Origin of the sequence: Sulfitobacter profundi (assembly GCF_042661425.1) — a bacterium.
Lineage (GTDB): Bacteria > Pseudomonadota > Alphaproteobacteria > Rhodobacterales > Rhodobacteraceae > Sulfitobacter > Sulfitobacter profundi.
The window spans coordinates 112,240-136,686 of sequence record NZ_JBHSWA010000001.1 but is presented as its reverse complement, the minus strand read 5'-3'; the positions used below and the strand labels follow the sequence as shown (position 1 = coordinate 136,686).

Below are 24,447 nucleotides of genomic sequence, written 5' to 3'. Positions count from 1 at the left end.
CTCAACAAAGGTTGATTGGTGTTTCAGCCACCAAGCCGTTAGACCAATGCCATCACCGCGATATTGATCCGTCTGGAATTTTATGAAGCCCCTGATTTATCCCGTTCTCGCCGCGTTTTCGCTGCTGGCCGCCCCGTTGCAGGCCGAGCAGGATCAGCCTGTGGTGGTCGAACTCTTTACCTCTCAGGGCTGTTCCTCTTGTCCCGCCGCCGATGAAATGCTCGCCGAATTGGCCGATCGGGACGACATTATCGCCTTGGCGCTGCACGTGGATTACTGGGATTATATCGGTTGGGAAGACCCCTTTGGCGACCCGGCCCATGCCGAGCGCCAGCGCGCCTATGCCGCCGTGGGCGGGCGGCGCAGTGTCTATACGCCGGAGCTGATCGTGCAGGGGCAGACCGACATTGTGGGCGCCAAACCGATGAAGCTGATGGACGCGGTCGAGAAACACGCTGAGGCCACGCCGCGCGTAGCGCTGGCGATCAGCCGCTCAGGCGATGCCGTTCAAATTGAAGCGGAGCCGTTGGCCACGACATCAGAGCCGATGCATGTGCACATGCTGCGCTACTCTCCGATGGAGCGGACCAAGGTCACCCGCGGCGAGAATGCGGGCCATGTCATGGAGCACAGCAATGTCGTCCAAGACTGGCAAGTCTTAACCGATTGGGACGGGTCGGCACCCCTGTCGCTGAGCGCGAAGGTCGAGGGTGATTTGCCTGTTGTCGTGATCATTCAACGCCAAGAGAAGGGCGGTCCGGGCGCGATTCTTGCGGCAGCGCGCAGCAAATAAGCCGCGGCAGCCGTTACTTCTCGTGCGGGCGCCAGCGGCGGTGCACCCAGAACCACTGCTCAGGTGTCTTGGTGACCTGCGCGGTCAGGCTGTCGTTCAGCGCCTGCGTCATGGTCATCGGATCGCTATGCGGTACCGGAGCCTCAAGCACCACGTCAAAGCTCACCCCATCGTCTTGGCGGATGCCGTAAAACGGGATCAACAGCGCGTCATAGCGCAGCGCCAGCTCTGCCGCCGAGATCGCGGTGCGGGCAGGTTTGCCGATAAAGTCGAGGATCGGCGCGCGGATGACATGCTGGTCAAACAGCAGCACCAGCCGACCGCCCTGTTTCAGATGCCGCACGAACCCCGCCGTGCCGCGCCGTCCTTGCGGAAACACCGGCCCACCGAAGGCTTCGAGCGTTTTGACGTAATGCGCGTTGAAATAAGGGTTCTTCATCTCGCGGTAGAGCCCGCCGATGTCATAGCCCCGCGCCACGAGGGACGCCCGCGCCGCTTCGTAATTGCCGTAATGCCCGGTCACCAAGATCACCGGCTGGCCACTGCGATTGGCCTCCTCCAGCGCCGCCATGCCGGGGCCCCGCGGCTCGGCATCGGCCATGCGTTTGGGGAAATCATCGGCCGAGTAATTCTCGATGAAAGACCGGCCAAGGTTGTTGAGACAGCGCGTGGCGATTTCTTCGCGACGGGCGAGCGGCATCTCGGGCCAGACGTGTTCCAGATTATCAAGCGCGCGGCGGCGGTAGCCCGCCAGCGGGGCCAAGACATGCTGCACCAAGCTGCCGACAAAGCTGAGCCGCGCCTTATAGGGCAGGGCCAAAGCCGTGCGAATGATCCCGACGATCAGCAGATTGCTCAGGTAATGGCGCGCCCGGCGACCGAAGGGATAGGGATTTTTGACTTGGGGGGCTTGGTCCGACATGGGCTCTGACAGGCTGTTAAAGTTTTCCTGACATAGCCTGCGCCGCCCCGCGCAACAAGCCATCCCGCGCGTCATAGGCCGGGGTCAGCCGTCGAAGGCCCGCGCAGTCGCAGCCGCGGGGGCCGCCAGGGCGCGGCCCTCTGATCCAGCAATGAGAAACCCTGCCGCCGTTGAAAACCTCAGGCGGTGGCGTCTGGCACGCAGGTTCCGCTGCTGATGTCGAGTTTCATTCCCTCGGCGCAGGTCATGACCTGTTTGTCATGAATGCAGCCCGATGCAAGGGCGAGGGAGGGGGCCGTGAGCGCCATGAGGGCGCCGAGTGTCAGTGCGAGTTTCATGTCGTTTGCTCCTTTGACAGGCGCAGACAGGGTACACCCGTCCGCGCCAATCTCAAAGCATTACGATGATCGCATCACGCGCCGAAGACGCGCTTGAAGATCGTGTCGACATGTTTGGTGTGATAGCCCATGTCGAATTTCTCGTTGATGCCATCTTCGCCCAAGGCCGCGACGACCTCTTCATCGGCGAGCAGCAATTCGCGGAAATCAAGGCGTTCTTCCCAGACTTTCAGCGCGTTGCGCTGCACCATGGAATAGGCGTCTTCGCGGCTTACGCCAGCTTGGGTCAGGGCCAGAAGCACCCGCTGGCTCATCACCAAGCCGGGGAATTTGTTCATGTTCTCCAGCATGTTCTCGGGGAAGACGAGCATTTTGTCGATCACGCCTGCCAGACGGTGCAGGGCGAAATCAAGTGTGACGGTTGCGTCAGGGCCGATACCGCGCTCGACGGAGGAATGCGAGATGTCGCGTTCGTGCCAAAGTGCTACGTTCTCCATCGCCGGAACCACGGCCATGCGCACCAGACGGGCAAGCCCGGTGAGGTTCTCGGTCAGCACGGGGTTCTTTTTATGCGGCATGGCCGAGGAGCCTTTTTGCCCCATCGAGAAGAATTCCGCCCCTTCGAGCACCTCGGTGCGCTGCATGTGGCGGATTTCAGTCGCCACGTTTTCGATGCTGCTGGCGATAACGCCGAGCGTGGCAAAGAACATCGCGTGACGGTCGCGCGGGATCACTTGGGTCGAGATCGGCTCAGGGTTGAGGCCCAGTTTCTCGCAGACATGCTCTTCGACGCGCGGGTCGATATTGGCGAAGGTGCCGACAGCGCCCGAGATCGCGCCGGTGGCGATTTCCTCACGCGCGGCGACAAGACGAGCGCGGTTGCGGTCCATCTCGGCGTAGAAGCGGGCAAAGGTCAGGCCCATGGTCGTAGGCTCGGCGTGGATGCCATGGCTGCGGCCGACGCGGACGGTGTCTTTATGCTCAAGCGCGCGTTTCTTCAGCGCGGCGAGCAGCTTGTCCATGCCGACAAGCAGCAGATCAGCGGCGCGGGTCAGTTGTACGTTGAAACAGGTATCGAGCACATCCGACGAGGTCATGCCCTGATGCACGAAACGCGCTTCGTCGCTGCCGACATGTTCGGCCAAGTGGGTCAGGAAGGCGATGACGTCATGTTTGGTGACGGCTTCGATCTCGTCGATGCGGGCCACGTCGAATTCGACGTCTTTGGCTTTCCATACGGCGTCGGCATTCTCGCGCGGGATGGTGCCCAGATCGGCCATCGCGTCGCAGGCATGGGCTTCGATCTCGAACCAGATGCGGAATTTCGTTTCCGGCGACCAAACGGCAACCATATCGGGACGGGAATAGCGGGGGATCATGCGCGCACCTTTTTAGGACAGGGGATGGGTCAGGGGCGGCATAGACTGACTTGGGGTTAAGGACAAGTGTGAGGAGGGCGGGTCAGTGTCTGCCCGTGGAGTGGCGATGCTCAGGTGGCTTCGTGCCACTTAATGGGGCAGCCTTGGGGTGACCTCGAAGACGGACGCCCAGCCTCACCAAATCGCCGGCCCGTCGCACCGCAGGTGCACCGCAATTATTCGGCACGCCTCTGGCGTGACGGGCGGACAGACGATGGCCCGGCGCCGACGGCTTAATTCCGGGCTGTGACCGGTTTCATCCTTCTTACAACAGTTCCGTCAGCACCGTCGAACTCCGCTCCAACGTCCGATGCACCGGGCACTTATCCGCGATCTCCAACAACCGTTGGCGCTGTTCTTCACTCAGATCCCCCTCCAACCGGATACGTCGCCGCCACGTGTCAATCTTCTCCGCTGCCCCAGTCCCCGCGTCCTGCGCATGGACCTTGTCATGGCACACATCCACGCTGACACCCGTCAGCGGCCAGCCCTTGCGCCGCGCATACATGCGGATCGTCATTGACGTGCAAGCGCCCAAGCCCGCAGACAAAAACCCATAGGGCGACATGCCGCGATTGGTTCCGCCATAAGCCAGCGGCTCATCCGCCAAAGCGTGGTGGTGGGGGCCTGCGTTCACGTCTTGCAAGAACCCATCGGGATCGGCCTCGCTCACCCGAACGATCCCTTCGGGCGCGCCGGGGGCGGGGCGGGGAATTTCAGTGTCATATAGCGATCCGCCCATGTGGCGATGATCTCGGCTGCATATTCGGCATCGCCCGCGCGGGTGATGAGGTGGTCGGCATCGTCCAGCGTAACAAAGCTTTTAGGATGTTTCGCGGCCAAGAAAATTTGGCCCGCGTTGTCGATGCTGACAATCTCATCCCGCGGGGCGTGGAGCACCAGCAGCGCGGCTTTCAGCTTGGCGATATCAGGGGCGAGGGAGGCGCCCTGCACATCGTCGATAAAGCCCTGACTGATGGTGAAAGGCCGCCCGCCAAGATTGACCTCAGCACTGCCATTGGCCGAAATCTCAGGCAGGCTCTCGGCGAAATTATGGGTGACATGGGCCGGATCGAAGGGCGCGCCGAGCGTGGCGACCGCTTTGACATGGGCCAGTTGCGCCGCTGCTTTCAGCACCGCTGCTCCGCCCAGAGAATGACCGATCAACAGCGCCGGGGCCATGTCGCGGCTCGATAGATAGCTGCAGGCAGCGATCAAGTCGTTGACGTTTGAAGAAAAAGACGTGTTCTCAAATTCACCGCCCGAATGGCCCAGCCCGGTAAAATCAAACCGCAGCACGGCGATGCCCATCGCCGCCAACCGCCCGGCGATACGCCGCGCGGCGGGGATGTCCTTGCCACAGGTAAAGCAATGCGCAAACAGCGCGGTCGCCAGATGCGGCCCTTCGGGCATGTCCAGCCGGGCGGCCAGTTCCGTGCCATCCGGGCCGGGGAATGTGATACGTTCAGTGGCCATGGGGCGCTCCAGTTTGGGGTGCATCAAAGGTGACATGTTCTGCCGTTGGATCAAGGGCCGTGGCTCTCTGCTCACCCAAGCGTTACGTGAAAGCACTGGCCGTGATCCCATTTGCCCCGGCTTGTTGCTTTGTATACCACTTGGAAAAACATCTGTTGGAGAAACCACTTGGCACAGCCTCCCAAACCCCAATTGCACCCTGCCACCATCGCGGCTCAGGCCGCAGGCGCCGTCGATCCCGCTTCGGGCGGGGTGGTGCCGCCGGTGCAATTTGCCACCACCTATCTGCGCGATGAGAACTACGATCTGGTCAATCCCGACAACGTCTATCTGCGCTCTCACAACGAAAACACCCGTGTGGCGGAGCGTATCCTGAACGCGCTCGAAGGGGCCGAAGAGACGCTCATTTTCCCCTCGGGCATGGCCGCCATCGCGGCGGTCTTCCGGACCGTGCCCAATGGCGCGAGCGTTGTGGTGCAAAGCCAGATTTACTGGGGCACGACGAAATGGATCCGCGATTTCTGCACCCGTCGGCAGATTGCGTTGCATGAGGTGGACGCCAGCGATCTTGATGCCTTTGCAGCACTTTGCAGGGCCGAAAAGCCTGACCTGTGTTTGATCGAGACCCCTTCGAACCCATGGCTGCGGATCACCGATATCGCCGGGGCCGCCGCCGCCGCGCATGAGGTCGGCGCGACGCTAGTGGTCGATAGCACGGCGGCTTCGCCGGTGCTGAGCCACCCGCTGGAGCATGGCGCGGATATCGTGATGCATTCGGCCACCAAGGGGATCAATGGCCATTCCGATGTTTTGGCCGGCTCGCTTGCCACCAATGACGCAGGCGCGCCGCGCTGGCAGATGATCCGCGATGACCGGAACGAAGCGGGCGCGGTGATCGGCCCGATGGAGGCGTGGTTGCTGGCGCGCGGCATGCGTACCCTGCCGCTCAGAATGCGCGAGATGTCCCGCAATGCCATGACATTGGCGGAGTTTCTGGCGGATCACCCTCAGGTCGAACAGGTGATGTATCCCGGCCTGCCGGACCATCCCGGCCACGCCCTTGCTGCGCAGCAGATGAGCGGGGGCTATGGCGGGCTGTTGTCATTTGTCGTCAAAGGCGGGGCGGGAGCGGCGCTGAAAGCGGCAGGGCGGTTGGAGCTTTTCCACCGCGCCACGTCGCTTGGCGGTGTGGAAAGCCTTGTCGAGCATCGCCACACGATTGAGCCGCACACCGGGATCCCCGAAGGGCTGCTGCGGCTCTCGGTCGGGATTGAGGATGTCGAAGACCTTGGTGCTGATCTGGGGCAAGCGCTCGGCCAGTAACCTCATTGGCCGCGGGCCTCCGCGGCCAATCTCGCGCAGGGCACGATGTTGTGCCCGTCCCGGTGCGCGAAAAATAACCGCTAGGTTTCAGACCAAGCCTGCAGCTTCTCGATCGCCCCATCGGTCAGCGATTGCAAATCGTCTTGCACCGCCAGCGCGGGGCAGGGCCGATCCAGCCGCGCGGCGATATCGCCCATGCGGAACCCGTTGGCGCTGTCGAGGTTTCCCAACTCTTCCCACGTTACCGGCACGGCGACCGGCGCACCGGGGCGCGCGCGCAGGGAATAGGGCGCGATGGCCGTAGACCCGCGTTCATTGCGCAGCCAATCGATGAAAATGCGGCCCTTGCGCTTGGCCTTGGACATGGTCGCGACATAGCGATCAGGGTTCTGCGCCGCCATGACATGGGCAAAGGTTTTGGAGAACAGCTTGACCGTCTCCCAGCCGCGTGTCCGGCGTAAGGCCAGCCAGACGTGCACGCCCTTGCCGCCGGTGACGATGGCACCCGACTGCAGGCCCAGAGCCGCCAGCGCGTCGCGCAGCTCAAAGGCTGCCGCGCGGACATCGGGCCAGTCCAGCCCCTCATCGGGGTCAAGGTCAAAGACCAGCCGGTCGGGGCGGTCCAACCGGTCAACCCGCGCGCCCCAGATATGATATTCCAGACTGCCCATCTGCGCGGCCGCGATCAGGCTTTCGGGCCGCGTGGCATAGAGGTAATCCGCCGCGTCGCCATCGCTTTGTTCAATCGACACCCGCGACAGCGCATCAGGCATCCCGCCGCTGTCATGTTTTTGAAAGAAACATTGCCCGTCGATCCCCGAGGGGCAGCGGAACAGCGACAGAGGGCGATGGCCCATGAGTTCAATCATGCGCGGGCCGACACGCGCGTAATGCCGTGCCACGTCACCCTTGGTGCAACCGGCATCGGGGAAAACCTTGCGGTCGGCGTTGGAGATCTGCACGCCGCCGATCTTGCTGTCATCGCCCATCTTCGGCTCCTCCTGCGGTTCCTCCAATGTCACTTGGCCGGCGTCCTTGTCCTGACGCAGGCCCAGAAAACTGCCGTGGCGGATCACGCCATCGGCGGTGAACTCGGTAAAGTCGACCTCGGCCACCAGATCGGCCCGGACCCATTTCGCATCCCGCGCAACCTCGGCTGGCACGTCGCTGGCGGGCGGGGTTTTGCGGGCGGTCATGGCACGGGCAAGATCGGCCATCACCGCTTCGGAAAACCCCGTGCCGACACGGCCTTTATAGCGCAACTCACCCCCTCATGGCTGCCCAACAGCAGAGAGGCAAAGGCGCGGCCCTTTTTGTCAGAAGGGGAATAGCCGATGATGACGAATTCCTGCCGCCGGGTGCATTTGACCTTGAGCCAACTCTTGCTGCGTCTGCCGGAGTAGGGCGCGTCGATACGTTTGCTGATGATCCCCTCGGCCCCGGCTTTGCACGCGCGGTCAAAGACTTCGGGGCCATGACCGACAACATGTTCGCTCAGCCGTAACGGCCCGCCCGCTGGCACGCCGGAAAGCAGCTTTGCCAGACGCGCGCGGCGGTCTTTTTGTGCATCGCTCCGAAAGTCATCGCCATCAAGTGACAACAAATCGAAAGCGTAAAAAACCAGCGGATGCCCCTCTTTCAGCGCTTTTTGCAGCGATGAAAACGCAGAGCCGTTGATCTTGGCCGCCATCACTTCTCCGTCCAGCAGGGCGCGGTCGCAGGGCAGCGGATCAAAGGCATGGCCAAGCCCGTTGAATTTGTCGGTCCAATCCTTGCCCGAGCGGGTATAGAGCCGCGCACCGCCCTTGCCGAGAGAGACCAGACAGCGGTAGCCGTCAAATTTCGTCTCATGCATCCAATCCTCGCCCTCGGGCGCGTCGGAAACGAGCGTGGCAAGCTGTGGTTTGACAAAGCTGGGGTTCTTGCCTTTGCGTTTGGGCTGTGGGTCCGCGACATCTTTCGCGGGGGCATCCTTGGCGATTTCCGCCATGGTGCGGCCTGTGGTGATAGACCGGGCAGTGCCCTTGGTCAGCCCATCCGGTACATCGCGGGCATAGTCGTCTCGTTCCTTGATCAGCAGCCAGTTCTCACGCTTTTCCTGACCCCGCATCCGCACCAGTGTCCAACCGCCCTGCATCTGTTGGCCTTGCAGCGTGAATTTGAGCTTGCCGTCCTTCAATCCCTTGGCGACATCGCCCTGCGGCATCCAAGTGCCCCGGTCCCAGAGCATCACCGTGCCGCCGCCATATTGCCCCTTTGGGATCGTCCCTTCGAACCCGCCGTAGTCGAGCGGGTGATCCTCTGTCCGCACGGCAAGGCGCTTTTCGGATGGGTCGGGAGAGGGGCCTTTGGTGACGGCCCAGCTCAGCAGCACCCCTTCCCATTCAAGACGAAAGTCATAATGCAGGCGGGTTGCGTCATGTTTTTGGACAACGAAGCCTTGGCCCGCGCCGCTGCCGATCTGGCCACGGGGTTCGGCTGTCGTCTCGAAATCGCGCTTGGCGTTATAATTGGCAAGCCTGTCGGGGGATTTGGCCATCACGAGGCCTTCTTGCGCGGCGCCTTCTTCTTGGCGCTGGATTTACCGCCTGCTTCCTTCAGGCTCTCTTTCAATGCGCCCATCAGGTCGATGACATTCTCGCCCTCGGCAGGGCCGTCATCCCCGGTTTGCACGCGCGGGGTTTTCTTGTTCTTCACCTTCGCATCCAAAAGCTTTTGCATCGCCTCGGCATATTTGTCGGTATAGGCGGAGGCGTCGAAGGGGCTGTTTTCTTGTCGATGAGCGATGTCGCCACATCGAGCAGGTCCTTGTCGGTCTTCTCATCCTCGAAATCGGTGAAAATCTGATCCGCCTCACGCAGCTCATCGGCGTAGTGCAGCGTCTCCATCAGCAGCCCGTCGCCACAGGGTTTGACGCAGGCCAGATATTCTTTGCCGCGCATGGTGACCTGCCCCAAACCGACCTTGCCCGCTTGGCGCAGCGCGTCGCGCACCACGCGGTAGGCATCTTGTGCCAGATCGTCGGAGGCGGTGATGTAATAGGGTTTGTCAAAATAGAGCGGAGAGATTTCGCAGGCGTCGACGAATTGCACCAACTCAAAGGTCTTCTTCGTCTCGAGTTTGATCTCATCCACTTCGTCGGGGTCAAGCAGGATATATTCGTCACTGCCGACCTCATAGCCTTTGACGATATCTTCTGCCTTGACCGGCCCGATTCCGGGCACGGATTTCTCATAGCGAACCCGCTTGCCCGAGGGTTTGTGGATCTGCCGAAAAGAGACCTTGGAACTGGTCTTGGTAGCCGAGAATATCTCGACCGGGATCGACACCAATGAGAGGCGAAGCTGACCTTTCCAGAGTGCGCGCGGTGCCATTGGATCCCCTCCTATTTACCCTTGGCGCGGCCCAGCCTGTCGGCCTTGACCGCGTCGCGGTGGCCCATCGGCTCTTCTGGACCGGTGGTGCTGTCCTTACGGGTCTGGGCTTCCATTTCGGAGTTGAACTCGGCCCCCAAGAGCACGATGAAGGCCGAAATCCACAGCCACATCAGCAGGATGATCGCCCCGGCCATGCTGCCGAAACTCTCGTTATAGCTGCCGAAGTTGCTGACGTAGATCGAAAAGCCGACAGAGGCGACGATCCACAGGATGCAGGCAATGACGGAGCCGGGGGTGAGCCATTTCCACTCTGCGTCATCGCGGGCGGGGCCATAGCGGTAAAGCACGGCCAGCGCGAGCGTTGTGAGCGCGGCAAGCAATACCCAACTGCCATAGGTAAGCAATGTCTCAACCCAATCCGGCAGGGCGAGGAAGGCGACTACCGCAGGCACCGCCAGTGTCGCGGCAAGACCCAAGAGCAGCACACCGATCAACATCACAGTGAGGCCCAGTGTCCAGATCAATTTGGTGACGAAACCACGGGTTTCATTCTCATCATAGGCCACGTTGAGACCTTCCATCAGACTGCCAACGCCCTTGGAGGCAGAGTAGAGCGCAAGACCCAGACCGATGAGAAAGGCCCAGCCGAGCCCCGTCTCTTCCGACCCGGTCACGGCAACGGCCTGATCGAGAATGATGGTTGCAGCTTCTTTGGGAATGAGGTTTGTCAGCGCTTCAAGCTGGGCGGTGACCTGTGCAGGCTCCATCACCAGCCCGGCCAGCGCCATCAGCGCGGTGACAGCGGGAAAAATCGCCAGCAGCGCATAAAAGGCAACACCGGCGGCAACGAGCGACACGTGATCGGCGGCGATTTCATCCTTGACCCGAAACAGGATGTCTTTCCATCCGGGGGCCGGTATCTCCATCGGCGTTTCCGCTTCACGTCCGCGCGCCATAATCGTACCTCTGACTTGCAATTATTGTCGTAAAAAGGAGCCCACCCCCGGATGCCGGGAGCGGGCAATGGTATCGCTTAGCTCTTCACGTCGCCGAGCTTTTGCTTGTCGGCTTCGCTTTTGGCAGCATCTGCAACGCGCTGACCGCTTTCCTTGGCCTTTTTCACGGCGGCGTCGGCGGCGGTCTCTTCGTCGGCTGCGGCGTCGGCGTTGGCTTTCGTCTCTTTCAAGACTTTGCCTGCCTCATCCGTGGCGGCCTTGGCTACTTTGCTCAGCTTGTCACGCTCTTCCACGTAGATACGCTCGGCTTCGTTAAAGAGCGCATCGCTGTGCTCGCCCAGATAGGCGTCTTCGGTGCGGCTGCGGGGCAGGGCGGCACCGATGGCGGCACCCACTGCGAGAGCCAATGCACCAGCGACCATCGGATGCTCTTCGAACATGTCCGAGGCACGCTCACCGCCCTGACGGGCATAGCGGCCACCGGCATTCCACGCATCGACGGCACGAGCACGGGCCATCACGATGCGCTCACGCGCTTCGGCGGTCATGTTCTCGGTGCCTTCCGACAGACGGTCGCGCAGCACATGGGCACGCTCGTTGGCGGCATTGGCGCTGTCACGCACGCTATGGGCGGCGCCGCTGGCGGTGCTGCGGATGCTGTCTACGGCAGAGCTTGCACCATAAGACGCGCGATCACGGGCATAGCGGGCACCGCTGGCAACCGACGACCCGGCAGAGCGGGCACGACCAGCAGCCGAGCTTGCAGCGCCTTTGACGCTACCGGCGGCGGAGCCTGCGGCACCGGACACACCACTCGCGGCGGAGCCTGCGGCCCCCTTTACGCTACCAGCGGCAGAGCGGGCACGGTCGCCCAAGCCACGGCTATCATCGTCATCATGATGCACATCACGGGCCCATGCGGGCACATTGTCACCTGCGCCACGCTCGGAGCCATAGCTGGAGGCATAGGCGCTTGCAGGGGCGGAGGAGCGGCGTGCGTCACGCACGGCGGGACGGGTTTCGGTGTTGGTCACCGGCACCGGCACGGGATGTGCGCGGTCGCGGTTTAGCCCTTCGTAGCCACGGCGGTCACGGCTGTTGCCGCTGCCGAACATCATCCACGCCAGACCAGCACCTGTCAGCGCCAGAGCAACTGGGTTGCGCTTGGCCGCGTCAGAGATGGAGCGACCCCAGTCGCCGCCATGTTCGCGGAACTGGTCAGAAAACTGACGCGCGATGCCTTCGACCGAGAAGCGGTCTTGCAAATCGTCCAGCGTGTCGGCCAGACCGGCGCGCTCCCGTTCGATTTCGCGTTCAATTTCTTCGGGGTTTCTGGAGTCATTTGTCATCGTAGACCTCCTTCATGGTTGCTGCGTCACGCTTGACGTTTTTGGCGGTGCGGGTCGGCGCAAGGCTGCTGAGTTTCAGATCACTGGTGCCTTTCTGGACCATCACGTAGGCGACGATGGCCAGAAGAACGCCGACGATCACGGCGGACCAGCCAGCGGCGATGCCAGCTTCGGTCAGGGCGGCGACGAGAGCGGCGCTCAGCACATTCAGTGCAGTGAGGGCCACGACAACGGCGCCGACGATCAGCCCAATGGCCACGCCCGCATGTTTCAGGTTCTCGTTCACTTCGGCGCGGGCCAGATCGACCTCTTTGCGCATCAGGGAACTGACGTGGGAGAGTGCTTCGGTCAGCAGGCTCCCGGCGGATTTATTGCTTTCGGTGGTCATGCTTTCTCTCCTGTTACGACGTTGGGCGCGGCAGGCTGCGGGGTCGGCTGTGCGGCGGTGCGGCCGGGCACGGTGCTTGCGGCACCTGTGGGCGGCGTACCGGGCATGGGCCGGTCGATGCGGTCGTCGTCGTCATATTCGACGCCGCTGCCGCCATAGCCGCCCTGAGGCCGGTCGCTGGACGCTTTGGCAAAGCGGGTCGCCACAAAGCCCAGAAGGGCAGCGCCACCAAGGAAGACCAGCGGGTTGCGCTTGGCAAAGCCATTGAGGTCGCCCATCATCTCGCCCAGATCTTTGTCGCGCATTGTGTCTGAGACATCGGCAAGGCCATCGGCGAGTTGGCTAAAGCTGCGCTCCTGCGGGGAGCCGCTGCGCAGCTCATCGGCTGCGGTGCGCAGTGCGGATGCGACGCCTTTGACTTCGTCGGCGGCGGTGTCACGCGCTTGGTAGGCATAGTTGGTAGCTTCGGCAGATACAGTGTCGGCCACGTCCCGGGCCTGTGCCTTGGCGCTCTCGGCAGCACTGCTGGCGGCAGCGGCGGCTTTGTCTTTTGCAGCGGTCGCCTGCTCTTTCGCGGCGGCGGTTTGGGTCTGTGTGTTTTTGTCGTCGGGCATGGTGACCTCCTTTAAAATACGAGATTCAGGATCGCGAGAACGACCACGATCAGGCCGATGAGGTAGAAAATTCCGTGCATGGGTCCCTCCATTCGTCTGCAGCAATTATCTTATCTACAGTCCAACGACTGACGCTGCGGGCGGTTCCCCGGTCAGACCAAAAGATTGCAGGGAACCCGTTGGCCTGTGGGAATTAAACGGGCTCAGAGGCCCGCTGAGCCCACAAACGCAAGCGGCGCGCCCCAAGGGGACGCGCCGCGGCTTAACAAAGGTTAAGTGGTTCTTAGCCGTCGATGCGGCTGGCCATGATGGCGATGGCCTTTTGATAGACGCCCGCCGCGTTCCATGCCTGAATGACGCGGAAGTTCGGCTGCCCCTCCTGATAGCCAGCCCCCGGCTGCCAGCCTTTCTGGCGCAGGAAATTGGCGGTCGAAGCCAGCGCGTCGACTTCGTTATAGAAATCCACGCGGCCGTCACCGTTGCCATCAACACCATAGGTCAGCGCGTTGCCGGGCAGGAATTGGGTGTGGCCAAGCTCACCGTGTTTCGCGCCTTGGGTGTTGGGCGTGATCGCGCCGCGGTCCACCAGCTTTAGGGCACCGATGGCGTGGGGCACGAAAAAGTCGGAGCGGCGGCAATCATAGGCCAGCGTCGTGATCGCCGAGACGACCGCGCTATTGCCCATGAAACCGCCAAAGCCTGTTTCCATCCCGTGAATCGCCAGCAAAACCCCCGCGGGCACGCCATAGCGCTGCTCAAGCGCGTTAAAGAGCCCCGCACTGCGGGCTTTACGCTTGCGGCCTTGGGCCACGATCGTATCCGCGCCACGCACCTGCATGAACTTGGACAGGGAATACTTAAAGGATTTCTGGTTCCGGTCAGCGGCGATGGTCCCATTGGCGTAGCGGGCGCTGGCCAAGGCATCCAGTCCGCGCTGGCCTACTCCGGCGGCGCGGGCCTCTTGGGCGAAAGCGCCTTTCCAGGCCTCAAAGCCATTGGCCGTATTGCCGCATTGGGCTGCCAATGCGGGCGCGGCCATAAAGGTGCAGATGGCCGCGGTGGTGGTGAAAAGTGATTTGAACATGAGTTTGACCCTCTGCGTCTGTGTGCCGATCAGAGGTTAGCCCGTCTGGACAACGGTTCAACTCAGTTGGTGAAGGAAAGGTAAAATCTTTGACCCTCAGCGCGGCAGCAGCGCGCGGACATATTCGATTGCAGTGCCTGCCCAGGCATGGACCTGCGGGGCACTATCTTGGGCAAAACTCGCCCCGCCGAACAGCAAACCGAGGGTCACCAGAAACATCAGCCCTTTTCGGCTGCGTTTGGCGCGGCGGTGCTTGCCTTCCGCGCGTTTTGCGCGCTGTTCAATGCGGGTCAGCCGCTCGTTGAAGGTCGTCGTGGAAGTCGCCATCTTAGAAGTCGCCATCTTATCTGCTTCCTTTGCAGGGTCTCGTTAAAGATTGCTTAGGTCCTGTGGCCCTTTTATGGCGATGGTGGGGCGGGTTGCGGTCAGCCGCCTAGAAAATAGGACGCGCCGGCAAGTCCCGCAATGCCCGCCCCGATGAAGGCCAGCAACATCAGCAGGCCGTCACGATAGAGCAGCGCCAGCCCGAAGATCGAGATCACGATCATCGGTGCCGAGGTGGCAAAGGGCACCACCTCAAGCGGCGGGACGGAGAAGCAAAGGCAAAGGATGACGACACAGGCGACCTTTTGACCGGTGGGGCCTGCAAAGCGGGACAGCCGGGCATGCAACTTGTCGTCGATCCATTCTGACACGGGCCGCAGCCACTCAACCGACTTTAACACCTTTTCGGATTTCAGAGATCGTTCGCGCAGCCAGTTCGGGGCCCAAAAATGCTCATAGCCCAGCAGCAGCCGCAACGCGAGGATGCCGACCAACAGCGCCAGAACGGTTGGGAAACCGGGAATGCCGCCCAAGGGGGTAAGCTCCATCAGCGGAATGACAGCAAGGGCAGGGCCGTAGCCCCGTTGGTCTAGCGCGTCGATCAATTGGCCGACTTCAACGGTGTCTTTCCCCTGGGAGGCGTCTTTCAGCTCGTCAACAACATCCGTCAGCGCCGTTGAATCCTCGGCCATGATCCGCACCCCTCTCTCGCTGCTCTGCCAAGCCAACGCGGCACGGGAGGCTCTGTTCCGGGGGGCATGCAAAAGGGCGCGGAATGAACCGCGCCCTTTCTAATTTCTCCAATCGCCCGGTAGGGCGGGGATGGATCAGCAGCTGTAGTACATGCCGAATTCGACGGGGTGTGGGGTCTGTTCGAATTTCAGAACCTCTTCCATCTTCAGCCCGATATAGCCTTCGATCTGGTCGCGGGTGAACACGTCACCGGCCAGCAGGTAGTCCATGTCCTTGGACAGTTCGTCCAGCGCTTCGCGCAGCGAACCGGCCACTGTCGGGATGTCCGCCAGCTCTTCTGCGGGCAGGTCATAGAGGTTCTTGTCCATCGCCTCGCCCGGATCGATCTTGTTCTTGATGCCGTCAAGGCCAGCCATCAAGAGGGCCGAGAAGGCCAAATAGGGGTTCGCCGCCGGATCGGGGAAACGGGCCTCAACGCGCTTGGCTTTGGGGCTTTCGGTCCATGGGATACGCACGCAGCCCGACCGGTTACGCGCGGAATAGGCGCGCAGAACGGGGGCTTCAAAACCCGGGATCAGACGCTTGTAGCTGTTGGTCGTCGGGTTGGTGAAGGCGTTGAGCGATTTGGCGTGGGTCAGAATGCCGCCGATGAACCACAGCGCTTCTTGGCTGAGGTCGGCGTATTTGTCACCTGCAAACAGCGGCTTGCCGTCTTTCCAGATCGACATGTTCACGTGCATACCAGAGCCGTTGTCGCCAAAGATCGGCTTGGGCATGAAGGTGGCCGACTTGCCATAGGCATGAGCCACGTTGTGAACCACGTATTTGTATTTCTGGATTTCGTCCGCCTGTTCGGTCAACTCACCAAAGATGAGACCCAGTTCGTGCTGGCAGGACGCAACTTCGTGGTGGTGCTTGTCGACCTTCATGCCAAGGCGCTTCATCGTCGAAAGCATCTCGGCGCGCAGGTCTTGGGCTTCGTCCACCGGGTTCACCGGGAAGTAGCCGCCCTTGAGGCCCGGGCGGTGGCCCATGTTGCCCATTTCATAATCGGTGTCGGAGTTCCACGAGCCGTCGGATGCGTCAACTTCGTAAGATACCTTGTTGATCTTGTTCGAGAACTTGACGTTGTCGAAAAGGAAGAACTCGGCCTCGGGGCCAAAGTAGGCATTGTCGCCGATGCCGGAGGAGCGCAGATAGGCTTCGGCTTTTTCGGCGGTGCCGCGGGGGTCACGCTCATAGCTTTCGCCGGTGTCGGGCTCGGCGATGGAGCAATGCAGACAGATCGTGGTTTCTGCATAGAAGGGATCGACATAGGCGGTGCTGACGTCGGGCATCAGCTTCATGTCGGAGGCTTCGATGCTTTTCCAACCTGCGATGGACGAGCCGTCGAACATGAAGCCTTCTTCGAGGAAATCTTCGTCGACCAGATCGCTTACGATGGTAACGTGCTGCAAGGCGCCGCGGGTGTCAGTGAAGCGGATGTCGACATATTCGATGCCTTCATCTTTGATTTTGCTCAGGAATTCCTGGGTATCCATCGTGTAGGTCCTTTATGGTCTATTCGTAGTCTGGGCCCGAAGGCCGATGTCAAAGTGCGTCTGAACCGGATTCACCGGTACGGATGCGAATTGTTTGTTCTACAGGGGAAACGAAGATTTTGCCGTCACCGATTTTCTCCGTTTTGGCGGCGTCGACGATGGCCTCAATAGCGGCATCGACCTGATCGTCATCCAATACCACTTCCACCTTCACTTTGGGAAGGAAATCTACAACATATTCCGCACCACGGTAGAGTTCGGTGTGGCCTTTTTGACGGCCGAAGCCTTTTACTTCAATCACGCTGAGGCCTTGAACGCCCACATCTTGAAGGGCTTCTTTGACTTCGTCGAGTTTGAACGGCTTGATGATGGCTTCGATCTTTTTCATGGTATTCCCCTGACAATTCCCGCGCATTTATGCTCTGGTTTCGACAGAGCATCCTGCCCGCGTAACGTCCAGCGCCGGGCAGGGGGTAACATGGCGCGGCGGATGCATTTGCCAAGGGGCGCTGAGAATTTGCGCACCTCGCCTAAAAAATAAGCATTCGTGAATCGGTCTCAGGCTGTACCTTTGGGCGGCAGTTGCTAGATCCCATTGCATGACCATTTCCGAGATCACCCGCGAGAGCCTTGATGTTGCACTGTTGCGCAAGCAGCCGGGGCATAAATACGACCACGGCCATGCGCTGATCCTGTCCGGCGGGCCGGGCCAGACCGGTGCCGCACGGATGGCGGCGCGCGCGGCACTGAGGATCGGCGCCGGGGCTGTGACATTGGGCGTGCCGCCAGCGGCGCAGCTTGAAACGGCGATGCAGGTCACGGCGATCATGCTGCAAAGGGTGCCGGATGGCGCGGCGTTGTCGGAGGCGTTGAAAGACAGCCGGATCAACGCGCTTTGTCTTGGTCCCGCCTTGGGATTGGGGGCGCGTGCGGCGGACATGGTCAAGGCCGCCCTTGCCGCGCCCCAAGTTGTTCTGGACGCCGATGCGATCACCCTGCTGTCGCAAGACGCCGATCTGCGCGCCGCCCTTCACCCCGGCTGCGTTTTAACCCCCATATGGGAGAGTTCGCCCGGCTGGCCCCCGATTTGGCGGAGGCCGCCAAGGCTGAGGGGCAGGGCGCAAAAGCGCAAGCCGCCCGGGATGCAGCCACGCGATTTGGGTGCGTGATCTTGCTGAAAGGGCCCGAGACGATCATCGCCACGCCTGAGGGGGACCTGCGGCGTCACCGTGCGACCCAAGACCGCGCGACACCGTGGTTGGCCACTGCGGGGGCGGGCGATGTGTTGGCGGGGCTTATTACCGGCCTGCTCGCGCGGGGGGCGCACCGGTAGAGGCGGCCACCCTCGCCACATGGATGCATGCGGAGGCGGCGTTGCTGCACGGGCCGGGGCTGATCGCTGAGGACCTGCCGGACCTGATGCCACAGGTGTTGCGCGACTTGGGGGTCTAAGCGGCGTGCAGCACCGCGCCGCGGGCGCGGGCGGCATCGGCGGTGCCAAGCTCCAGCCCATCGGCATAGATGATATGCGGGCCGTTGCAGAAAATCTGGATCAACGTCGTCTCTTCCTCACCCAGATCGGTGATGAATTCCTCGTCGACCAATGCGCGCGCTGCGACCAAGGCGCGTTCGGAGTTGAAAAGCGCCCGCGCGCGCCAATCGCGCACCAGCAGCATCTGATCTCCGGCGAGCTGCACATCGCGTTCGGGCCGCGTGTGGCCCAGCGATCCTGCCGCCAGCGCGATGCGCCGCACCTTGCGGGTCGTGCGTTGAATATGGAGGATTTTGGCAAAGCCACTGTCGCGCGTGATGACCCGATCCCCGACCGAGAGGAACTCAACCGGGATTTCACCGTCCAGCGTCAGAATAAGGGCGCCCTGCACAAGACCGGTGTCCAGCGCAGCAAATGGGGAAAACTGCCCCCCACGGCGATCGTTGTCGCCTACGCACCCGACCGTATTCGGTTTCATGGGCGTCTCTTTCTATTGTACCTGCCTCAGGTATCACCAACCATATGCAAACATCTGGTTAATGTCTTGTGCTTTTTTGCTCTCGCATCTGCCGCGCGGGTTTGCTAATCAGCGCGGGCACCGGTTGGTGCAGTGCGGGTGTGGCGGAATTGGTAGACGCACCAGATTTAGGTTCTGGCGCCTATGGCGTGGGGGTTCGAGTCCCTTCACCCGCACCACTTCCCCTCTTAAATGACGGATATTTCAGGCTTTTCGCGGACGCTTTCGTTCAACCCAGAACCGTCAACCAAAGCCATACCGTCAAGATCGAACTGCCCGTCGCGATCAGCACCGAGCTTGCCGCGACACGGCGCGCGCGGCCGTACATATTGGCGAATATATAGGCGTTGAACCCCGGTGCCATGGCCGCCGTCAGCACGCCGGACCGAAATCCCGCCTGCGGCAGGTCAAACATGGTGCCAAAGCTCCAGACCAGCGCGGGATGTACCAAGAGGGCGATGGCGCAGACCATGAGGATCGCTTTCATGTCGCCTTCGGGCTTGTATTGCAGCAGCACCCCGCCAAGCGCAAAGAGGGCGGCAGGCAGAGCGGCGCGGACAATGAGCGACAGCGCGTCATCCACCACGCCGGGGATCGGCAAGCCGCTGAGGTTGACGGCAAATCCCCCAAGGATCGCGATCACCAGCGCGTTGCGGAACATCGCGCGGCTGACGTTGCGCAACAGCGACAGGCCCGATTGCCCGCGGTTGCGCACGAACTCCATCACCGTGATGCCCAAGCCATAGCAAAAGGGCGCGTGGAACGACAGGATCGCATAGTTCCCGGCCAGCGCCTCTGGCCCATAGGCGCGTTCGGTGATCGGTAGGCCCAAGAGGATCGAGTTCGAAAACAGGCAACAAAACCCGATCGCCACACTGTCCTCCCAATCGCGGCGAAAGAGCACCCGCGCGCCGAGGATGCCAAGCGCAAAGCACAGCGCCGCTCCGCCGTAGAAACTGCTCAGAAGACGCGGGTCATAGCTGCTGGAAAGATCAATGCGGGCAATGGCTTGGAACAACAGGCAGGGGATGGCGAAATTTTGGGTGAATTTCATCACCCCGTCGATGCCAGAGACGGGGAACAGCCCGCGCCAGACTGCCACGTAACCAAAGCCGATGACCAGAAAGACCGGCAGAATAACGTCTAAAAGAGTTTGCACTTAAAAGGGGCCTTTTGGGGGCTCGCCGGGGGCGCCGACCCTCTGGCCTGCGCCCGGCGCCGCCTAGTCTGAATGAGGAAGGGGGAAATGAAGGGTCAGCCCGTCATAGGCCGGTTGAATATGATCCGGCGTCTCTGCGGCGACGGTGTGGTAATCAAGATCGTTGTGCATATTGGTCAGAACGGCGGTTTGTGGGGCCACGCGGGCGATCCACTCCAACGTCTGTGCCAAATGGCTATGGGTTGGATGCGGGTCACGGCGCAGCGCATCGACGATCCAGCAGCGCAGGTTGTCCATCATCGGCCAGCAGTCCTCGGGAATGGCCGAGACATCGGGCAAATAGACGATATCGTCAAAGCGAAAGCCAAGCGCGTCGATATTGCCGTGGGTCACGGTAAAGGGCGCGAATTCGAGCGTGCCGCCGGGGCCGTCGATGCGGACTTCGCCGGTGATGTCATGCATGTCGAGGATGGGCGGATAGCTGGACCATTCGGGCTGCACGAAAGCATAGCCAAAGCGCTCGATCAGCGCGTCCCGCGTGGGCGCATCGGCCCAGACCGGCAGGCGGGCGCGCATGTTCATCACCACCATGCGCAGGTCATCCAGCCCGTGCACGTGGTCCGCATGGGCATGGGTGTAGATCACCGCATCAAGCCGTCCGACGCCCGCGTCGAGAAGTTGGCTGCGCATGTCGGGGGAGGTGTCGATCAGAACGGTGGTTGTGCCCGCATCCGTCACCCGCTCCACAAGGATCGAGCAGCGGCGGCGGGCGTTTTTGGGCTCATTCGGGTCGCAGTCCCCCCAGTGGCCGCCGATCCGCGGCACGCCCCCGGAAGAGCCGCTGCCCAATATGGTCACCCGCAGCTCAGCCATCAGCGCGCGGGCTCCCAAGCGGCGGCTTTCGCAAAGAGCCGCTCGAAATTCGCCTGCGTGCGGGCCGCGAAATCGGCGAAGTCGAGGCCAAAGGTCTCTGCCGCGCGGCGGGCGGTATGGGCGGTGAAGGCGGGCTCATTCGGCTTGCCCCGATGCGGGGGCGGCGCGAGGTAGGGCGCGTCAGTTTCCACCAAGATACGGTCTAGCGGGGCTTGGCTGAAGATATCGCGCAGATCTTGCGACTTGGGAAAGGCGGTGATGCCGGACATCGACAGGTAAAACCCCAGGTCCAGCGCCGCGCGGGCCAGTTCAGCCGAGGAGGAGAAGCAATGCATGACACAGGAATAGGCACCTTGCGCATGTTCCTCGCGCAGGATGCGGGCCATGTCGTCATCCGCATCGCGGGCGTGGATGATCAACGGCAGGCCACTTTCCCGCGCCGCGGCGATATGGATGCGCAGGGAGGTCTTTTGCACCTCCGCACTCTCGGCGGTGTAGTGGTAATCAAGGCCGGTCTCACCGATGCCGACCATCTTGGGGTGGCGGGTCAGGGCGAGCAACTCATCGACCGAGGCGAGCGGCTCTTCGGCGGCGGACATCGGGTGGGTGCCCGCGGCGTAGAACACCGGATCATGCGCCTCGGCAATGGCGCGCACGGCGGGCTCATTCTTTAGCCGGGTGCAGATGGTGACCATGCGCGTGACGCCTGCGTCAGCGGCGCGGGCGATGACGGCGGGCAGGTCTTCTTGCAGGCTCTCGAAGTCGAGGTGGCAATGGCTGTCGGTGATGTGGGGCGTGTCGGTCATGCTGTCCTTTCGGCTATCGCGGCGCCGTCTGGCCTATCTGCCGCAGGGTATCTAGGACCAGCGCGGCAGGGTCAAGGTTCACCGCCAGTCCATGGCGGGCGCGGTCGGATATCTGTTGCGCGGCATCGGCCCAAGCGCGGCCCTGTGCGGGACTGGGCGAGAGACGTTGCAGCACGGCGATCTCATCGGGGCAGGCGGCTCGCGCAGGCGGCGCACCAGTGGCCCCGGTGCGTGCCAGACGGACCAACAGCAGGTCGAGCAGGATAAAAAGCAGGTCGAGCTTGGCTTCGGCCCCGCGCTGTGCTGCGGCTTCGGCCAGCTTGATGGCGCGGCCCCGGTCGAGTTGCGGCAGCGAAGAGATCAGCCCCACAAGATCGGCATAGGTTTTGACCCCGCCCATCAGCGACAGGCGCAGCGCGCCGCCGACCGACCCACCGGAAAGCTCGGCCAGCGCTCCGGGGTCGCCCTCGACCTCCACCCCCGAGCCGGCCAACGCCTCGGCCATCTGGTCCGCGTCGAGCGTGCCAAGCCGCAGCGTACGGCAACGCGAGCGAATGGTGGGCAACAGGCTGGAGGGTTGATGGCTCAGCAGCAGCAGGATGGCCCGTTCTGGCGGTTCTTCCAGCATCTTGAGCAAGGCATTGGCGGCGTTGGGGTTCATCTCATCCGCGTCGTCGATGATGACCACGCGGCGGCCCCCGTCGGCGGCGGACATCTGGAAGAACCCGTTTAGCGCGCGGATGTCATCGACGACGATCTGCTTGCGCATTTTCTTGGTGTCGGGGTTCAGCGTGCGGGTGACGGATTTCAGCCCCGCTTCGGCCCCGGCGGCCACACGGCGGGCGACAGGATGCTCGGGGTCGATCTCAAGCGTGTCAGCCGGGGGCAGGTCGAACATGCCGCCATCGGGGTCGGGCGTGGCCAAAAGGAACCGCGCGATGCGCCATGCCAGCGTCGCTTTGCCGACGCCGCGTGGGCCGGTCAGCATCCAGGCGTGGTGCAATTTTCCGCTGTTAAACGCGTCGAGAAAGGCGGCCTCGGCTGCGCTTTGGCCGATCAGTTTCGGCGTGTCGCGCGGGTGGCGGGCACCTTCCACACGGTCTGGCTGGGGGCGTCGTCTGTCATGGCCTCGGTCTAGCATGTTTCGCCGCAGAGGGAAGCGGGCAGGGCGATCACCCCAAATGGGCGGTCACGGTCGTGGTCACATCACGCGCAACGCTGTCAATATCGCGGCCCCCGTCGATCACTTGGAAACGGTCGCTGAATTCTTCGGCAAGGCTCAGAAAACCGGCCCGCATCTTCGCTTGGAGTTCCACGCCGAAATCCTCAAACCGCTCCTCCGCCGTCTGGCGCGAGAGGGCACGCTCCAGCCCATTGGCCGGGTCCATGTCGATCAACAGGGTCAGGTCAGGCTCGACCCCGATCATCAGCGCATGCAGATCGTCCACCATCTGCCGCAGATCACCGCGCGAGAGGCCCTGATACATCCGCGTGCTGTCAGCAAAACGGTCGCAGATGACGATCTTTCCTGCCTCCAGGGCGGGGCGAATGGTCCGCTCCAGATGGTCGCGGCGGGCGGCGGTAAAAAGCAGGATTTCGGTCTGAGCCGACCAGCGATCGGGATCGCCCTGCAACACCAGCGCGCGGATTTCTTCGGCCCCCGGGCTGCCGCCCGGTTCGCGGGTCAGCACGACGTCATGGCCCTGCGCTGTCAGATGGTCTGCCAAAAGCCGCGCTTGGGTGGATTTGCCGGACCCGTCGATGCCTTCGAACGTCACGAAGAGGCCCGGCGCGCGGGCCTTCTCTACGCTGGTCACGAAGCTTCCGCTTCCACGTCAGGGGTCGCCTGCGGCCCCGCGTTAAGGCGGTTCATCAGATGCAGCGCGGCGGCGGTCATTTTAACCATGAACCCCCCGGCGCGATGGAGGCGGAGGCCACCAGCGGCACGCGCATGGCGGGCAATTCGCCCCGGTCGACCACCAGTTCGCCCAATTCGTCGCCCTTGCTGATCGGCGCTTGGAACGGGCCAGTATAGATCACCTCGGCTTCGATCTCATCCCCGCCGGTGACGGGCACCAGCATCGACAGATCGTCCTTCAGCTCAAGCCCGACCGATTGGGTCGTGCCAAGGGCAACAGGCGCCTCGGCGATGCGGCTGCCCGCCGCGCCCAGATTGCGCTGCGTGAACTGACGGAAGGCCCAGTTGACCACCGATTCAGCCTCCTGCGCGCGGGCAGCGGCGCTGTCGAGGCCCGACAGCACAAAGATCACCCGGCGGTCGCCCTGTTTGGCCGAACCGACGAGACCATAGCCCGCTTCGCTGGTGTGGCCCGTTTTCAGACCGTCCGCGCCGATGCCGAGACCCAAAAGCGGGTTGCGGTTGGTCTTGTTCTGCGGCGCACGGCCATCAAAGGCAAACTCACGTTCGGCAAAGAGCGGGTAGAACTGCGGGTAGTCCGAGATGATCCGGTTGGCCAGCAACCCAAGGTCGCGCACCGACATCAGATGCCCCGCCTGCGGCCAGCCGTTGGAGTTGGCGAAAGTGGAATTGGTCATCCCCATCTGCTGCGCTCGCTGTGTCATCAGCCGGGCAAAGCCGTATTCCGTGCCATCGGGGCTCAGCGCCTCTGCGATCACGGCGGAGGCGTCGTTGCCCGAGAGCACGATGATGCCCCGGATCAGGTCTTCGACAGAGACGCGGTCGGTGGTGTCGAGAAACATGGTCGAGCCACCATAGGACATGGCATGTTCGGACACGGGCAGTTTTTCGACAAGGTCGAGCCCGCCGTTCTGCTTGCCGCGTTCCACGGCCTCAAAGGCCATGTAGAGCGTCATCAGCTTGGACATCGACGCAGGCGGCAGCGGCTCATCCGCGTTTTTGGCCAGCAGCACGGTGCCGGTGGTCTGGTCCAGCACATAGGCGGCAGTGGCGCGGGTATCGAAGGCGGCGGCAGGCTGGAGCGTCAGCACCAGCGCCACGGCGGCAGCAAAAAGGCGGATCATA

24 protein-coding genes, 1 tRNA gene and 3 pseudogenes are annotated in these 24,447 nt (G+C 62.3%); 4 read left to right on the top strand and 24 right to left on the bottom strand.

Annotation, left to right across the window (positions count from 1 at the left end; genetic code table 11):
- Positions 1-82 precede the first annotated feature (82 nt).
- Positions 83-793, top strand: a complete 711-nt coding sequence (locus ACFQAU_RS00740) for a DUF1223 domain-containing protein (RefSeq protein WP_120350773.1) — start codon at positions 83-85, stop codon at positions 791-793.
- Between the two features lie 13 nt (positions 794-806).
- Here the strand turns inward: ACFQAU_RS00740 and ACFQAU_RS00735 are convergent, their stop codons facing one another.
- The 4 genes and pseudogenes from ACFQAU_RS00735 to ACFQAU_RS00720 form a co-directional block, all read right to left on the bottom strand.
- Entirely contained in the window at positions 807-1,715 is a 909-nt protein-coding gene (locus tag ACFQAU_RS00735) for a lysophospholipid acyltransferase family protein (protein WP_132443671.1), read from the bottom strand.
- 179 nt (positions 1,716-1,894) lie between these two features.
- The gene (locus tag ACFQAU_RS00730; RefSeq protein ID WP_165935531.1) at positions 1,895-2,053 is read right to left on the bottom strand and encodes a hypothetical protein; all 159 of its coding nucleotides are present in this window, start codon (positions 2,051-2,053) and stop codon (positions 1,895-1,897) included.
- A 74-nt stretch (positions 2,054-2,127) separates the two neighbouring features.
- Positions 2,128-3,432, bottom strand: a complete 1,305-nt coding sequence (gene purB / locus ACFQAU_RS00725) for an adenylosuccinate lyase (RefSeq protein WP_120350775.1) — start codon at positions 3,430-3,432, stop codon at positions 2,128-2,130.
- Between the two features lie 304 nt (positions 3,433-3,736).
- A pseudogene (locus tag ACFQAU_RS00720) lies at positions 3,737-4,947 on the bottom strand (bifunctional alpha/beta hydrolase/OsmC family protein).
- Between the two features lie 168 nt (positions 4,948-5,115).
- On the opposite strand from ACFQAU_RS00720, the gene ACFQAU_RS00715 reads away from it, so the two are divergent.
- The gene (locus ACFQAU_RS00715; protein ID WP_132443669.1) at positions 5,116-6,270 is read left to right on the top strand and encodes a trans-sulfuration enzyme family protein; all 1,155 of its coding nucleotides are present in this window, start codon (positions 5,116-5,118) and stop codon (positions 6,268-6,270) included.
- A gap of 80 nt (positions 6,271-6,350) precedes the next feature.
- Here ACFQAU_RS00715 and ligD read toward each other — a convergent pair whose 3' ends face one another.
- The 13 genes from ligD to ACFQAU_RS00650 form a co-directional block, all read right to left on the bottom strand.
- Positions 6,351-7,532, bottom strand: a complete 1,182-nt coding sequence (ligD, locus tag ACFQAU_RS00710) for a DNA ligase D (protein WP_386279837.1) — start codon at positions 7,530-7,532, stop codon at positions 6,351-6,353.
- Positions 7,487-8,809 (bottom strand): DNA polymerase ligase N-terminal domain-containing protein, encoded by a 1,323-nt coding sequence (locus ACFQAU_RS00705; RefSeq protein ID WP_386279835.1) that lies wholly within the window; start codon positions 8,807-8,809, stop codon positions 7,487-7,489. Before ACFQAU_RS00705 ends, ligD begins: the two co-directional genes overlap by 46 nt.
- Positions 8,809-8,967 carry a hypothetical protein gene (locus ACFQAU_RS00700; RefSeq protein ID WP_386279833.1) on the bottom strand — a complete coding sequence of 53 codons (159 nt, stop codon included), beginning with the start codon at positions 8,965-8,967 and terminating at the stop codon, positions 8,809-8,811. The genes ACFQAU_RS00705 and ACFQAU_RS00700 overlap by 1 nt, the downstream gene beginning before the upstream one ends.
- Positions 8,964-9,644: a non-homologous end joining protein Ku gene (ku, locus tag ACFQAU_RS00695; protein ID WP_386279831.1), complete on the bottom strand. Its 681-nt coding sequence runs from the start codon at positions 9,642-9,644 to the stop codon at positions 8,964-8,966. Before ku ends, ACFQAU_RS00700 begins: the two co-directional genes overlap by 4 nt.
- A gap of 11 nt (positions 9,645-9,655) precedes the next feature.
- Positions 9,656-10,603 carry a YihY/virulence factor BrkB family protein gene (locus tag ACFQAU_RS00690; protein ID WP_067623518.1) on the bottom strand — a complete coding sequence of 316 codons (948 nt, stop codon included), beginning with the start codon at positions 10,601-10,603 and terminating at the stop codon, positions 9,656-9,658.
- Between the two features lie 77 nt (positions 10,604-10,680).
- The gene (locus tag ACFQAU_RS00685; protein ID WP_132443666.1) at positions 10,681-11,952 is read right to left on the bottom strand and encodes a DUF3618 domain-containing protein; all 1,272 of its coding nucleotides are present in this window, start codon (positions 11,950-11,952) and stop codon (positions 10,681-10,683) included.
- Entirely contained in the window at positions 11,942-12,340 is a 399-nt protein-coding gene (locus ACFQAU_RS00680) for a phage holin family protein (protein WP_120350781.1), read from the bottom strand. Before ACFQAU_RS00680 ends, ACFQAU_RS00685 begins: the two co-directional genes overlap by 11 nt.
- Positions 12,337-12,954: a hypothetical protein gene (locus ACFQAU_RS00675; protein ID WP_120350782.1), complete on the bottom strand. Its 618-nt coding sequence runs from the start codon at positions 12,952-12,954 to the stop codon at positions 12,337-12,339. Before ACFQAU_RS00675 ends, ACFQAU_RS00680 begins: the two co-directional genes overlap by 4 nt.
- Positions 12,955-13,237: 283 nt before the next feature.
- Positions 13,238-14,038, bottom strand: coding sequence for a lytic murein transglycosylase (locus ACFQAU_RS00670; RefSeq protein WP_067625783.1), 801 nt, complete (start codon positions 14,036-14,038; stop codon positions 13,238-13,240).
- A 96-nt stretch (positions 14,039-14,134) separates the two neighbouring features.
- Positions 14,135-14,380 carry a hypothetical protein gene (locus tag ACFQAU_RS00665; RefSeq protein WP_132443665.1) on the bottom strand — a complete coding sequence of 82 codons (246 nt, stop codon included), beginning with the start codon at positions 14,378-14,380 and terminating at the stop codon, positions 14,135-14,137.
- 83 nt (positions 14,381-14,463) lie between these two features.
- Positions 14,464-15,054: an exopolysaccharide biosynthesis protein gene (locus tag ACFQAU_RS00660; RefSeq protein ID WP_120350784.1), complete on the bottom strand. Its 591-nt coding sequence runs from the start codon at positions 15,052-15,054 to the stop codon at positions 14,464-14,466.
- Positions 15,055-15,189: 135 nt separating this feature from the next.
- The gene (gene glnA, locus ACFQAU_RS00655; RefSeq protein ID WP_132443664.1) at positions 15,190-16,596 is read right to left on the bottom strand and encodes a type I glutamate--ammonia ligase; all 1,407 of its coding nucleotides are present in this window, start codon (positions 16,594-16,596) and stop codon (positions 15,190-15,192) included.
- 49 nt (positions 16,597-16,645) lie between these two features.
- Positions 16,646-16,984 carry a P-II family nitrogen regulator gene (locus ACFQAU_RS00650; protein ID WP_067266338.1) on the bottom strand — a complete coding sequence of 113 codons (339 nt, stop codon included), beginning with the start codon at positions 16,982-16,984 and terminating at the stop codon, positions 16,646-16,648.
- Positions 16,985-17,195: 211 nt separating this feature from the next.
- Here ACFQAU_RS00650 and ACFQAU_RS00645 point away from each other — a divergent pair.
- A pseudogene (locus ACFQAU_RS00645) lies at positions 17,196-17,929 on the top strand (NAD(P)H-hydrate dehydratase).
- A gap of 115 nt (positions 17,930-18,044) precedes the next feature.
- Here ACFQAU_RS00645 and ACFQAU_RS00640 read toward each other — a convergent pair.
- A complete protein-coding gene (locus ACFQAU_RS00640) occupies positions 18,045-18,566 on the bottom strand; it encodes a Hint domain-containing protein (protein ID WP_067625769.1) in 522 nt (173 codons plus the stop codon).
- A gap of 134 nt (positions 18,567-18,700) precedes the next feature.
- Here ACFQAU_RS00640 and ACFQAU_RS00635 point away from each other — a divergent pair.
- Positions 18,701-18,784, top strand: a tRNA-Leu gene (locus tag ACFQAU_RS00635).
- Between the two features lie 50 nt (positions 18,785-18,834).
- On the opposite strand, the gene ACFQAU_RS00630 is transcribed toward ACFQAU_RS00635, so the two are convergent.
- From ACFQAU_RS00630 to ACFQAU_RS00605, 6 genes and pseudogenes are all read right to left on the bottom strand, one after another.
- Positions 18,835-19,764, bottom strand: a complete 930-nt coding sequence (locus ACFQAU_RS00630) for an AEC family transporter (RefSeq protein WP_067939491.1) — start codon at positions 19,762-19,764, stop codon at positions 18,835-18,837.
- Positions 19,765-19,827: 63 nt separating this feature from the next.
- A complete protein-coding gene (locus ACFQAU_RS00625) occupies positions 19,828-20,637 on the bottom strand; it encodes an MBL fold metallo-hydrolase (RefSeq protein WP_132443662.1) in 810 nt (269 codons plus the stop codon).
- Positions 20,637-21,443: a TatD family hydrolase gene (locus ACFQAU_RS00620; protein ID WP_132443661.1), complete on the bottom strand. Its 807-nt coding sequence runs from the start codon at positions 21,441-21,443 to the stop codon at positions 20,637-20,639. Before ACFQAU_RS00620 ends, ACFQAU_RS00625 begins: the two co-directional genes overlap by 1 nt.
- A gap of 13 nt (positions 21,444-21,456) precedes the next feature.
- Entirely contained in the window at positions 21,457-22,584 is a 1,128-nt protein-coding gene (locus ACFQAU_RS00615; RefSeq protein ID WP_386279810.1) for a DNA polymerase III subunit delta', read from the bottom strand.
- A 31-nt stretch (positions 22,585-22,615) separates the two neighbouring features.
- Complete coding sequence (tmk, locus tag ACFQAU_RS00610; RefSeq protein ID WP_132443659.1) at positions 22,616-23,260, bottom strand: dTMP kinase; 645 nt, start codon at positions 23,258-23,260, stop codon at positions 22,616-22,618.
- Positions 23,257-24,446: pseudogene (locus ACFQAU_RS00605) on the bottom strand (D-alanyl-D-alanine carboxypeptidase family protein). Before ACFQAU_RS00605 ends, tmk begins: the two are co-directional and overlap by 4 nt.
- Position 24,447: the final 1 nt, after the last annotated feature.